The sequence below is a fragment of the Tardiphaga sp. 866_E4_N1_4 genome, from assembly GCF_052076075.1.
Taxonomy (GTDB): domain Bacteria; phylum Pseudomonadota; class Alphaproteobacteria; order Rhizobiales; family Xanthobacteraceae; genus Tardiphaga; species Tardiphaga robiniae.
Genome location: NZ_CP197242.1, coordinates 5,398,225 through 5,411,351, shown reverse-complemented (window position 1 = coordinate 5,411,351; position 13,127 = coordinate 5,398,225). Strand labels below are relative to the sequence as shown.

9 protein-coding genes are annotated in these 13,127 nt (G+C 61.8%); all 9 read right to left on the bottom strand.

Going from position 1 to position 13,127, the window contains the following annotated elements; genetic code table 11:
* Window positions 1–3 precede the first annotated feature (3 nt).
* Window positions 4–1,215, bottom strand: coding sequence for a zinc metallochaperone GTPase ZigA (gene zigA / locus AB8B20_RS26025; protein ID WP_439073115.1), 1,212 nt, complete (start codon window positions 1,213–1,215; stop codon window positions 4–6).
* Between the two features lie 180 nt (window positions 1,216–1,395).
* Window positions 1,396–2,544 carry a diguanylate cyclase domain-containing protein gene (locus AB8B20_RS26020; protein ID WP_439073116.1) on the bottom strand — a complete coding sequence of 383 codons (1,149 nt, stop codon included), beginning with the start codon at window positions 2,542–2,544 and terminating at the stop codon, window positions 1,396–1,398.
* Window positions 2,545–2,779: 235 nt separating this feature from the next.
* Window positions 2,780–4,357: a gamma-glutamyltransferase family protein gene (locus AB8B20_RS26015; RefSeq protein ID WP_439073117.1), complete on the bottom strand. Its 1,578-nt coding sequence runs from the start codon at window positions 4,355–4,357 to the stop codon at window positions 2,780–2,782.
* A gap of 336 nt (window positions 4,358–4,693) precedes the next feature.
* Window positions 4,694–6,712, bottom strand: a complete 2,019-nt coding sequence (locus AB8B20_RS26010; RefSeq protein ID WP_439074038.1) for a primary-amine oxidase — start codon at window positions 6,710–6,712, stop codon at window positions 4,694–4,696.
* Between the two features lie 73 nt (window positions 6,713–6,785).
* Window positions 6,786–8,396 (bottom strand): dipeptide ABC transporter ATP-binding protein, encoded by a 1,611-nt coding sequence (locus tag AB8B20_RS26005; protein ID WP_439073118.1) that lies wholly within the window; start codon window positions 8,394–8,396, stop codon window positions 6,786–6,788.
* Window positions 8,393–9,283 (bottom strand): ABC transporter permease, encoded by an 891-nt coding sequence (locus AB8B20_RS26000; RefSeq protein ID WP_439073119.1) that lies wholly within the window; start codon window positions 9,281–9,283, stop codon window positions 8,393–8,395. Before AB8B20_RS26000 ends, AB8B20_RS26005 begins: the two co-directional genes overlap by 4 nt.
* On the bottom strand, window positions 9,280–10,230 hold the full coding sequence (locus AB8B20_RS25995) for an ABC transporter permease (RefSeq protein WP_439073120.1): 951 nt from the start codon (window positions 10,228–10,230) through the stop codon (window positions 9,280–9,282). Before AB8B20_RS25995 ends, AB8B20_RS26000 begins: the two co-directional genes overlap by 4 nt.
* 4 nt (window positions 10,231–10,234) lie before the next feature.
* Window positions 10,235–11,827: an ABC transporter substrate-binding protein gene (locus AB8B20_RS25990; RefSeq protein ID WP_439073121.1), complete on the bottom strand. Its 1,593-nt coding sequence runs from the start codon at window positions 11,825–11,827 to the stop codon at window positions 10,235–10,237.
* A 35-nt stretch (window positions 11,828–11,862) separates the two neighbouring features.
* Window positions 11,863–13,062, bottom strand: coding sequence for a serine hydrolase domain-containing protein (locus AB8B20_RS25985; RefSeq protein WP_439073122.1), 1,200 nt, complete (start codon window positions 13,060–13,062; stop codon window positions 11,863–11,865).
* Between the last annotated feature and the right edge of the window lie 65 nt (window positions 13,063–13,127).

Sequence of the window (13,127 nt, the reverse complement as noted above, 5' to 3'; positions counted from 1 at the left end):
GCGTCACGAGGATGCCATCTCGTCGGCTCGCTTCCACGGCGGAAACGGATCGGCGAACTTCGCCCAGCCGGCGATATCCATGCCCGGCTTACCGGGCACGAGGCATGCATCGAGCCGGCGGCGGATGTCGCTCTCATCCATGTCGGAACCGATGAAGACGATCTCCTGTCGCCGGTCGCCATAGATCTCGTTCCAGTTCTTCTTCAGGGACTGCCGCCAATACGGATCGTCCGGCCAGCGATCAACGGGGACATTGGCCCACCAGAATCCCATGCCTTCGGTACGCACGATGGCGCCCGCCTGGCTGAGTTCGCCGACCCATTGTGGCCGCGTTGCCAGCCAGAAATGCCCCTTGCTACGGATCACGCCGGCCCAGCTCTCGCGCAGAAAGGCCTGAAACTTCACGGGATCGAACGGCCGCCGCGCGCGATAGACGAAATTCGTCACGCCGTATTCTTCGGTCTCGGGCACGTGGTCGGCAAAACCATAGAGCTCCTTGTGCCAGAGCGGATGCTGCTGCGCCTTTTCAAAATCAAAACGGCCGGTATCGAGCACGCGGTCGAACGGCACATTGGCAAAATTCGCCTCGATGATATCGGCGTCGGGATTGAGCGCGCAGATGATCTTGCGCGCGCTGTTGCATTGCTCGGGCGTGGCGTCATTGACCTTGTTGAGCACCACGACATCGGCGAATTCGATCTGCTCCACCAGCAGATCCACCAGCGTGCGTTTGTCGCCGTCGAGGGCCTCGCCGCGGTCCTGCAGAAAGTCGGTCGAGGAATAGTCTTTCAACAGGTTCACCGCATCGACCACCGTCACCATGGTGTCGAGCTGCGCCACGTCCGACAGGCTGTCGCCGTTCTCGTCGCGGAAATCGAAAGTCGCGGCCACCGGCAGCGGCTCTGCAATTCCGGTGGATTCGATCAGCAGGTAATCGAACCGCCGGCTTTCGGCGAGCGCCCGCACTTCCTTGAGCAGATCGTCGCGCAGCGTGCAGCAGATGCAGCCATTGGTCATCTCGACCAGCTTCTCATCCGTCCGCGACAGGTTGGCACCGCCATCGCGAACCAGGGCCGCATCGATGTTCACCTCGCTCATGTCGTTCACAATCACCGCCACTTTCAGGCCGTGACGGTTGTTCAGCACATGGTTTAGCAAAGTTGTCTTTCCAGCCCCGAGGAAGCCGGACAAGACTGTGACGGGGAGTTTTTGCATCGAGATCGAACAGTCTTTTGAGGGTGCGGGACATTGGGCTCTTCTCGTATGTAACGTTATAACATTACACATCTAGCGCATGTCAACCCGCTAGCGCGGATCCCGTCGATGCGCTGTCAGCTTTCCGATCTGCAGAAAATCTTATCTGGCGCGGTTCAGCCCACGCTCATTGCGTGGACGCTAGCCTGCCCGCGCGATTGTCTCGGCATCCACCGGCTTGGCAAACGTCACACGGTTTCGACCGCTGGCTTTCGAGGCGTAAAGCGCCCGGTCCGCGGCAGGCGTAAGATCGCAGGGGTCGTCGCCCTCGCGGCCAATAGCAATGCCGACGCTGGCGCCAACCGTCAGTTCCAGGTCATCGATGACGAACGGCTCCGAGAGCGTCCGAATGATGCGGCGGCCCAGCAACATGGCCTCCTCGCGATTGCCGACGACGGATTGCACCACGACGAATTCGTCACCGCCCATGCGCACCGCGAAGTCGCCGTCGCGCAAAATTCCGCTGAGCCGGCTCGCGACCGCCTGCAGCAGCGCATCGCCTACCGGATGGCCATGCACGTCGTTGACCTCCTTGAACCGATCGAGGTCGACGCTGTGAACGGCAATGAGACAGCCCACCGCCCTGGCGCGCGCGGCGATGATCGCGAGGCGCTCCTGAAAGCCAAGCCGATTGGCCAGGCCCGTCAGCGCATCGTGCCGCGCGAGGGTCGAGAATTCGTGCTTGAGCGAGATCTGCTCGATATTCTGCCGATAGATAAAACGCACGGTCTCGAAGCTGCCGAGCAGGAACGCGATCAGGATCACCGCATAGAAAGCCAGATTGCTATCGACGCGGGCGAGCGCCGCGAACGCCGTCGGCAAGGCGACCAGCATCAAGGCAGGCAATGCGATCCCCGGCCGGACGGAAATCCGACAGACGATGCCGGCCGCATAGCCGAACACCAACGCGGTCGCCAGGAGTTGATGAGCCGGATTCTTCGCCCAGAAAGTCGCTGCGCCAAGCAGGCCGATCAATCCTGCAAAGACGTAGCTGCTCCACGCGTAAAGCCGCTCCCATCGCTCGGCCGCGGCGATGGTGAAGCTGCGTTGACCTTTGCTGCGATGATAGACGCCCTCGGTGGCCACGCGGAAGATCGTGACGATCACTCCGGCTGCACTCAACCCGTAGAACCATGGATTTGCAGAACTAATGGCAACGTGACACGAGACGATGGCCAGTGTGAAGCCGGCGATCGAGAGCGGCACACGCGTCTGGAAGAGCATGTCGATGAGTTCGATCCGGACATGGTCCGGAACGCCTACGAAAATTGATCTCCAGAATTTGACCACGTCGCTTCTCCCCGAAGCACCCGATACCGCCAAAGTCTGAAATTTTCATCGGCGAACTCGGTCAAAATCTAACTGAGTTAACCGGCAGTTACCAATCGCACGCATGTCCGCCAGGCGCAGAGCCTCTTCCGCTGGATGCAGAAAACTCGAGCTTATCGGTAGAAGACTGGCGAACTCCGGACCAGTCACGGCGCGATGGGACCTGAAGTTCGCCCTCGCGCCTTGTCCTGATCGATCAGAAGCCGAGCGCGAGGCCGTCCTTGCGGTGGTCCGAGGCGCCGAGCAGCACGCCACGCTCGTAATCGATCTGGATGGCCTGGCAACCGCCGATGCCGGTATCCATCATCTGCAGCGTATGGCCGCGGGCGGCCAGATCGTTGCGCACCGCTTCCGGGATGGTCTTTTCAAGCTGCAGCAGGTTGTTGGTCGCGAACGAGCGCGGCGCCTCGGCAGCGGCCTGGATGTCCATCTTGCGGTCGATCACATCGGATATGAACTGGGCATGGCCGGTGGCCTGATAATGGCCGCCCATCACGCCGAACGGCATCACCGCGCGACCGTTTTTCATCAGCATGCCCGGGATGATCGTGTGCATCGGCCGCTTGCGCGGGCCAAGCGAATTCACGTGGCCGGGCTTGGCGCGGAAACTCCAGCCGCGGTGATGCAGCAGCACGCCGGACTTCTTTGCATAGATGCCGCTGCCGAACGGGCCGAACAGCGAATTGATCAGGGACACGGCGTTGAGATCGCGGTCAACCACGGTCAGATAGACGGTGTCCTTGTGGATGACCGAGTCCCAATGCTCTTCCGGCGAAGCGTGCTTCATGTCGATCTTGGCGCGGAGGTCGCCGATGAATTTGTCCGACAGGAAGCGCTCGACATCGACCTGGCCATAGGCAGGATCGCAGAAATAGGCATCGCGCGTGCGATAGGCCGCCTTGGTCGCCTCCGCGAGAACATGGATACGGTCGGCCTCACTCAGATTGGCGATGTCATAGCCGGCCAGCACGCGCAGGATCATCAGTGCGGCGAGTCCCTGGCCGTTCGGCGGGCATTCGGCGACATCATAGCCGTGATGATTGGCCGAGATCGGCGTCACATAGTCGGAGCGCTGCTCGTTGAAATCATCGGCCTCGTGCGCGCCGCCAACGGCACGCAGCGTGGTGATGATGTCGTCGGCTACCTGACCCTGGTAGAAGCCGTTGCGGCCTTCGCGCGCGACCCGGCGCAGCGTGGCAGCGAGCGCCGGCTGGACGCGCTTGTCGCCGACCGCGGGGGCATGGCCGCCCGGCAGGTACTGCGCGGTCGCGTCGGGATGCAGTTCCAGCTTGCGGCGCCATTTGGCCCAGTCGGCGGACACGCGCGGGGTGATGAGGAAGCCGTTCTCGGCGGCATCGATGGCTGCGGCAAACACGTCGGCCAGCGGCTTCGAGCCATGATCCTTGCTCAGCGTGCACCAGGCATCGATGGCGCCTGGCACGGTGACGGTCTCGACACAGGTCTCGGGAATGTCGCGGTCACCGGATGCTGCATATTTCTCGGAATCGATCTTGGCCGGCGTACGGCCGGAGCCGTTCAGCGCGATCGGCGCGCCGCCCTTCGGCGAATAGAGGGCGAAACAATCGCCGCCGATGCCCGTCATCGCGGGATCGGCCACGCATTGCACGGCGACCGCCGCCAGCGCCGCATCGATGGCATTGCCGCCTGATTTCAGCATCTCCACCGCGGCCAGCGTCGCCAACGGATGCGAGGTTGCGGCCATCCCGTGCTCGGCAACGGCGACGGAACGGGCAACGGCCATGAAATCACGCATGAGAGTCCTCTATCGGTACGAAGCCGCCTGGCGCAGATCGCGCGATGAGGCGGGAGAGATGCGGTCGAGCGCCGAGCAGATCGGCCCCCAGGCGCGCGGGGATGGCGTGTGGTTTAGCGTGTGAATCGGCAGTGCGGTAGCCGTTATGACAACAATGAGACTGGCAGCCGCTACCGCGAATACGACATCGCGCCGCAACCCAGCCGTGCAAATTTGAACGTAATGCGCGCGTGACCCACGACCGGCCTTCAAGCGCCGGATCAGCGCAACGCCGGGCAATGCCGCGAGCAGGGCCAGGAGGCAGCAGATCATAATGCGTGCCTCCCGGTCATGGCCTCAGGACTTGTGGCAGCACGAGCTGGCGACAGTTCCCGTGGACGTTTCGGAGCTCAGAACGCTGCGGCCGTTGCGCTCCGGCGCGATATCCTGCGCCGGATTCGCCGTGAAGAAGCCATTCGGCTTCAACATGAAACCGGCATACTCCACCGGCATCACCGGAAAATCCTCGGGCTTGCAGACATGGGTGTGGCCGAACGAGTGCCACAACACGATGTCGGTGTTCTCGATATTGCGATTCTGCTCGATGTAGCGCGGCAGGCCATCGCCGCCGGCATGGACGTTCGGGTAATCGCCGCTGGCGTATTTTTCGGCGGGATCGTAGGCCGTGACCCAGACATGCCTAGTGGCGAAGCCGCCGCGCTTGCGCACGAAGCTGCCTTCCTGCGCCAGCATCAGCGGGCTCGGCATCACGGAGAGCTTGTAACCGGTGGGATTGCCGACGCTGTTCTTGCTGTTCGGGTTGGTGACCTTCCAGTAACGGCCGCTTTGGCCGTCGGCGATCGCTGCCGCATCGCGCTCGCGCGACAGCGTGCGGCTCTTGAGATCAAACGCATTGCCATGAGGATTGTCGGTGCCCCATGGGCGCTGCGCGAATTCATGCTCGGTCACGGTGTTGCCGCCGCCGTCGAGATCCATATGCATGCGGACATTGAAGAAGTGCTGATGGGTGGGACCGCCAAGATTTTCATCGACCATGCCGCCCCAGGCATATTTCTGGCCGGGTGCAACGGCAGCCGTCTGGATGATGCCGGTGAGCTTGGCCTCGAGCTGGATGGTCCCGTCCTGGTAGAGGTACCAGTAGAAGCCGTAGTCGTAGTTTCCAACCGTCGCGAAGAAGCTAATGACGAGGCGCCGCGAGCGGCGCACTTCAAACAGCCCGTTGCGGAATTCGTAGTGCTTCCAGAGGATGCCGTAATCCTCTTCATGCATGCAGACCGCATTCTTCATGGTGAACGGCTTGCCCTGCTCATCGGCCGCCGGGATATCGAAATAATGGATGTTGCCGAGGCAATCGCAGCCGAGCTCCAGCGCGTTGGCGAGCATACCCAGGCCATATTCGCCGGCATCGAAAGCTGACTTCCAGTAATGATTGGCCGTCGGATCGGCGTAAGGCACCACCATTTCGGTGACGCTGGCGCGGTGGATGATGGAGCGCTTCCTGTCGCCGTCCTGATAGGCCAGCTGGTTCAGCACCAGACCTTCACGCGGCGTGAAACCAACGCGAAAACTCCACTTCTGCCACTCCACATTCCAGCCATCGACCTTGAAGCTCGGACCTTCCGGCTGCTCGATATTCAGCGGCTTGATGTCGGTGCGCGGATTGGTGTTCTCATGGGCGCCGTAATTACGCTTTTTCTTCGGGATCGGAATGACGACCTCGTCATCAAGCAGATCGACCACCTTCTGATGGATGAGATCGACAACGGCCACGACACCCTCGACCGGATGCGCGTATGCATTGTCCTTGATGTCCTCGCGGAAAAACGCGACGGCACGCACGATGCGGCGGCCACGCTCGAAATCGCGGTCGAAAAAGCCCGACGAGAACGGATCGACCTGCGCCATCTCCATATCCTTGTCGGACATGCCACGACGGCGCATCGCGTTACGCCAGCCCTCGTCGGACTTGACGATCTGCTCGCACAGCATGAACTCACCGATCATCACCGGTGGCTGACCATAGGGCGCTTCGGAATTCGGCAGCAGCTTGCTTTCGACGATCTTGCTGGCGGTCAAATCGACGATGTATTCGGTCGATGCGCCGGTTGCGGAGTCCAGCACGACGATGAAGGCGAAGCGCGGAAGCGACGTGCCACTGGCATAGGCGCGCAGATCAGCCTTACTTGGCTCTTCCAGCCGCACGATTGGAAAGCGAGCCCGCGCCGACAGTTTGGCATCTCTCCTTACGAGATCGCAGGCCGCGCCGATTTCATCGAGCGAGAGCGGGTTGAGCGGATGGAACGGCACCGGCGCAGCCGTTGGCTGAACGATCGCATCGCTCTCGATCTTGGTCATGACCGTCATAGGCAGAACTCCTGAAGGCGCTTGGCGCCGCGAGGGATTGGAAAATATTGGGCGTCAAAAGCATTCATTGCAGTCGCTCGCGGCCGGGGGCCGCCGAAAACAATTCACGGGTATAGGGATGCTGCGGATTGTCGAAGATGTCGGCGGTCGGGCCGCTTTCGACGATCTCGCCGGACTTCATCACCATGATGCGGTCGCACAGCTCACCGGCAACGCGGAGATCATGGGTGATGAACAGCATCGCGAGACCAAGCCGGCTGCGCAGATCCGCGAACAGTTTTAGCACCTGCGCCTGCACAGTGACGTCGAGCGCCGAGACCGCCTCGTCCGCGACCAGGATTTGCGGCTCCGAGGCCAGTGCGCGCGCAATGCAGATGCGCTGGCGCTGACCGCCGGAGAATTCATGCGGGAAGCGATCGAGGATCTGCGTATCCATGCCGACAAGCTCCAGCAGTGTCGCGACCCTGGCGCGCGCGACTTCGGGCGTCGCTCCAAAATTGACGACTCCTTCGATCAGCGATCGTCCGACCGAGAGGCGCGGATTGAGCGACCGATAAGGATCCTGAAACACGACCTGAATGTAGCGGCGATGCGGACGCAGCGTCTCGTTGGATGCGCGCGCGATATCGGTGCCAAGCAGGCTGATCTCGCCCGATGTGGGTTTCATCAGCCGCGACACGCAGCGCGCCAGCGTCGACTTGCCGGAACCGGACTCACCGACCACGCCGAGGATTTCGCCGCGGCCCAAAGTGAATGCGGCCTCCTTGACCGCCTGCGTCACCCGGCCCCGGCCAAAGAAACCGCGATGGCCATAGGTCATCTTCAGTGCCTTGACCTCCAGCACCGACGGCGACGGGTCACGAATCTCGGCGGACTTGCGAATGCCCTTGGGCACGGAATCGATCAGCAGACGTGTGTAAGGCTGCGTAGGATTCTTGAGGACAGCGTCGGCGCTGCCGCTCTCCACGACCACGCCCTTCTGCATCACCACGACCTGATCGGCGATATCGGCAACGACGCCGAAATCGTGGGTGATGAAGAGCACGCCGATATTCTTGCGTTTCACCAGATCCTTGATCAGCACCAGGATCTGCTTCTGCGTCGTGACATCGAGCGCCGTGGTCGGCTCGTCGGCGATCAGCAGGATCGGTTCGAGCAGCATCGCCATGGCGATCATCACGCGCTGGCGCTGACCACCGGAGATCTGATGCGGATAGGCATGCATCATCTGCGCGGCATTGGGCAGCAGCATGTCTTCCAGCGCTGCGAGAACGCGCTTGTCGACTTCGGCCTTGGGATGCCGCTTTTCGGAATGCCATTCGATCAGTTCGGCAAGCTGCTCACGCACGGTCATCACCGGATTGAGCGCCGTCATCGGCTCCTGAAAGATCATACCGATACGGCTGCCGCGTAGTTCGCGCATCCGGTCGTCCGTTGCCCCAATCAGCTCTTCGCCAAGCAGCTTGATCGAGCCGGCGACAGGCTTCAGTCCTTCAGGGAGCAGGCCCATGACACTGAAAGCCGTCACTGACTTGCCGGAGCCGGATTCACCGACGACGCAGGCGATCTGCCCGAGCGGCACGGTGACATTGATATCTCGGACGATACGGCGTGCCTCGGCATCATGAGTCAGCCCGACAGTGAGACCCGCGACTTCCAGGACGGCCTCGCTCATTTGACGCCTCCCACCGAACGCGCCAGACGAGGATCGAGCATGTCACGCAGGCCGTCGCCGAGCCGATTGATGCCGAGCACGGTGAGCGCAATGCAGATACCGGGGAATAGCATCAGGCCGGGCCTGATCTGAAAATACAGCCGCGCATCGGCCATCATGTTGCCCCAGCTCGGAATCTCGTCGGGCATGCCGATGCCGAGGAAGGACAGCGAGGCCTCGATCAGAATCGCCGATGAGGCAATATAGGTGGCCTGCACGATCAGAGGCGCAAGAATATTGGGAACGATATGTCTGATAACCAGCACTGGCAGCCGCGCGCCCATGCTGACGGCGGCCTCGACATAGGCCTCCTCGCGTACCGTCAACACGACGCTACGTACCATACGTGCCACACGCGGGATCTCGGGAATGGCGATGGCGATACAGATGGTCACGAGATTGGCGCCGAGCCCGCCGATCAGCGCAATAGCCAGCAGGATCGCGGGAATCGCCATCATACCGTCCATCATGCGCATCAGCACATTGTCGATCCAGCGCACCATGCCCGCGATCAGGCCAAGCGCACTGCCGGCCATGACTGCGATAACGGCCACCACCGCGCCCACAATCAGCGACACACGGCTTCCATAGATCAGCCGGCTCCAGATATCGCGGCCGAGATTGTCGGTGCCGAGCCAGTTGACCGCGCTCGGCGGACGCAGCCGCAGGCGCGGCTTGAGCGCAGCCGGGTCCACAGTCCACAATGCACTGGCGAAAACCGCGACCAAAGCGAGCAGGATGAGAACACCGAGACCGAACAGGATCGCCCGGTTACGCAGCAGCTTGCGGGCGAAGGTCCACACATCGACGGGCGAAGATGCAGGCGCGATGACGGTGGTGGCGGTCATTGCGCGCTGATCCTCGGGTCGAAGAATGTGTAACTGATATCGACCAGGAGATTGATCGCCACATAGGCGCCGCCGAACACCATGATGATGCCCTGGATCACCGGATAGTCACGCGCCAGAACCGAGTCGACGGTGAGACGACCGAGGCCGGGCAGATTGAATACGCTCTCGGTGACGACAACGCCGCCGATCAGCAGCGCCACGCCTATACCGACGATGGAAACGATGGGCACCGCGGCATTGCGCAGCGCATGTTTGAACACCACGATGCGCTCCGGCAGGCCCTTGGCGCGTGCGGTGCGGACGAAATCCTCGTTCAGAACTTCGAGCAGGCTGGTGCGTGCGACACGGGCGATGAGCGCGACATAGACGAGGCTGAGCGTCAGCGTCGGCAGCGCGAGGTGCCAAAAGAACCGGCCAATTCCTTCGGACAGCGGTGCATAGCCCTGTACGGGAAACAGGCCGAGCTGCATCGACAGCAGATAGATCCAGAAATAACCGATGGCGAAGGTCGGGACAGCGAAGCCGGTCACCGAGGTCCACATAGCGAAACGATCGAACCAGCCACCGCGACGCCATGCCGCGAGCACACCAATCGGCACGCCGACGAGCACCGAGAAAATGATGGTGGTGAGCGAGACGGCGAATGTCGGACCGACGCGCTGGGCGATCAGCGTCGAGACCGGCTGATTTGAGACGATGGAGATCCCGAGATCACCCTGAAGAAGCCGCCACAGCCAGTGCAGGAACTGCACCGGCAATGGTTGATCGAGGCCGAGCCGCGCGCGGATCGCGGCGATCGCTGCCGGATCGGCATTATCGCCGGCAAGCTGCGCCACGGGATCGCCGGACGAGAAGCGCAAAAGAAGGAACGCAATCAGCGCAACCACCGCAAGCACGGGGATCACCGATACGGATCGCTTCAGGAGGACGCCGGCGACTGCCATCGTGTTATGCCGTCTTCTCGACGTTCCAGAACAGCGGCGCAGGCGCCCTCACGATGTCCTTGAGCGCTTTGCTGTGCGACACCGGCTGACGGAACTGGCCGCCCGGTATATGCGTCATCACATCATAGGCGCGCTTCTGGATCGCCTCGGCGACGGTCTTCTGGGCGGCGGCCTCAGGCTCTAGCGCAAATTTGTTGCGCAGGCTTTCGATCTCGGTGTCTTCCGGCCAGCCGAAGAAACCGCCATTCTTCCCGCGGGTGTCAAGCACCGTGCTAGCCAGCGGGTTCATCAGTTCAGTCGTGGTCGTAACCCAATGGGTCATCGACCAGCCGCCATTGGCGGTCGAATCCTGCTTGACGCGGCGCGCCAGCAGCGAGCCCCAGTCCATGGTCTGCACCTCTACATTCATGCCGACGGCACGGAGTTTCTGCGCGGTGACGGTGCTGGAGCCGGACAGCAACGGCGAGTCCGTGCCCTGCAGCATCACGACCTTCTCCCCCTTGTAGCCGCCCTTCTTCAGGAGATCCTTGGCGCGTGCGATATCCGGTTTGGTGTTCCAGCCAACCTCGCTTGCCAGCGGCGTGGTGACGCCGAACATTGCAGCGGAGGCCTGATAATATTCGGGATTGCCGACCTGCGCGTCGAGCCAATCGGCCTGGTCGCTGGCATACATCACGGCCTGCCGGATTTCCTGCTTGTTGAACGGCTCCGTGAGCCAGTTCATGCGCACCACCGACATGAAGCCGAGTGGATTGTAGTCGGCGACGGTAACGTCCTTTGCGGCAATCAACGACGGCAGGATGTCGTGCGGCGCGGCTTCGAGAAAATCGATCTCCTTATTGATCAGCGCATTCGCTGCCGTCTGGAAGTCCGGCATGCTGATCCACTCGTAGCGATCGATCTTGACGATCTTGCCGCCGGCGAGGCCGTCGGACGGCTCGTCGCGCGAGACGTAATCCGCGTTGCGCTCATAGACGGCGCGGTTGCCCGGCCGAAACTCCGACGCGATGAAGCGGAACGGGCCGGAACCGACGAACTCCGTCACCGGCTGATCCGGCGCCTGCGCCGCTAGGCGCGCCGGCATAATGAAGGGCATGATGCTGGACGGCTTGGCTAGTGTCTGCAGGACCTGACCATAGGGGGACTTCAACACCATCTGGAACGTACGCTCGTCGACAGGCTTCAGCTCCGCGACGAAACCCATCATCCGCGAGCCCATGGTGTCGCGCTTGGCCCAGCGCTGCAGCGACGGGATCACGTCGGCCGACGTCACCGGCGCGCCGTCGTGGAATTTCAGGCCGGAGCGCAGCTTGAACGTATAGCTCAGCTTGTCGGCCGATATCTCATAGGCCTCGACCATCTGCGGTCGGATCTGGAATTTCGAGTCGGTGGAGAACAGCGTGTCATAGATGTTCAGGCCGTGGTTGCGGCCGGTCCATGCGGTGTTGATCAAGGGATCGGTGGCACGCAGCGGCGCGTGCATGACAGCGCGGATGACCTTGCTTGATTGTGCGCGCGCGATAGGCGGCATCATGCCTGCGGCAAGAGCGGCGGCGCTGACCTTGAGCAACGAACGACGGCTGAAATCATTGAACATGGCGGTCTCCAGGCAATGAGAGTGATGCGAAAACGTCAGACGGGAGATTTGGACAGCGTTTCGCCGATGGCACGGAACGCGGCGAGCCAGCGATGGTCGATGGCGATATCCATCGGCTTCGGCTGTGCCGCGACCTTGACGATCACCGTATCCGTGGTGGGATCGATATAGATCCACTGGCCATGGATGCCGACGGCCGCCAGATCGAGCCGTGCGGGATCGATGGTGTACCAACATGCGCGATAGCGACCGCTCGGGAAAACGAAGGCGAGATCGCCATTCGCAAAGGCCTGCGTGTCGCCATTGAGATGGATATCGTCGATCCAGCCACCCGGCACAACCTGCATGCCATTGGCGAGACCGCGATTACGGATCATCTCGCCGAAGCGGGCGAGATCGCGCAATGTCGCACAGATGCCTCCTGCGGAGCGCGACGCGCCATGTGTATCGAGCGTGATATAGGCGTCGTCTTCCGCGCCCATCGGCTCCCAGATATATTCTGAAAGAATCTGCGCATAGGGCTTGCCGCAGGCCTTCTCATAGACCCAGCCCAGCACGTCGGTATTGGTGGACACGTAGTGAAACACCTTGCCGTGCGGCCCGCCATTCGGCCGCAGCGTCGCAAGGAAGCTGCGCTGGTCGCCCTGCGCAGTACCATTCGGCAGAACATCCCAGCCGTTGCAGAGGCGATATTTGACGACATCTCCTTCCGGATCGTCGTAGTCCTCGTCGAATTTGATCGCGACCGTCATATCGAGCAGGTTGCGGACCGTGCAGCTGCCATAGACCGACGCGGCGACTTCCGGAATGTAGTGGGTGATCAGCTTATCGGGATCAAGCAGACCGCGCTCGACCAGCACGCCTCCCAGCGTGCCGCAAATCGATTTGCTGACCGAGCACACCAGATGAGGCGTATGCGGGGTCATGCCCTCGCCGTACCATTCGCTGACGATCTTGCCGTGCTGCATCACCAGCAATCCGTCCGCGTAGGTCTGCGCCAGCGTTTCGGCGACCGTTGTCTGCTTTCCGTCGGCAACAAAGGCCACCGTGGTGAGATCGCGAACCGACGACGTCAGTGCGCTCGGCGTTGAGGAGCGTCGGATATCCGCCGTCGGCAACACCTGCCGCGTATTGCGAAAGCTCCACTGGCTGTGGGGGTACTTCCGCCAATTAAACCGGGTCACCAGCGCCTCGGTCGACGGAGGCGCACCCTTCATGACGTCACTTGGCTTCATCTCGACCTCGTATGGCACTGCAGCATGATGGCGAACCAACCGACCCGGCGGGCAATTCGGACGTG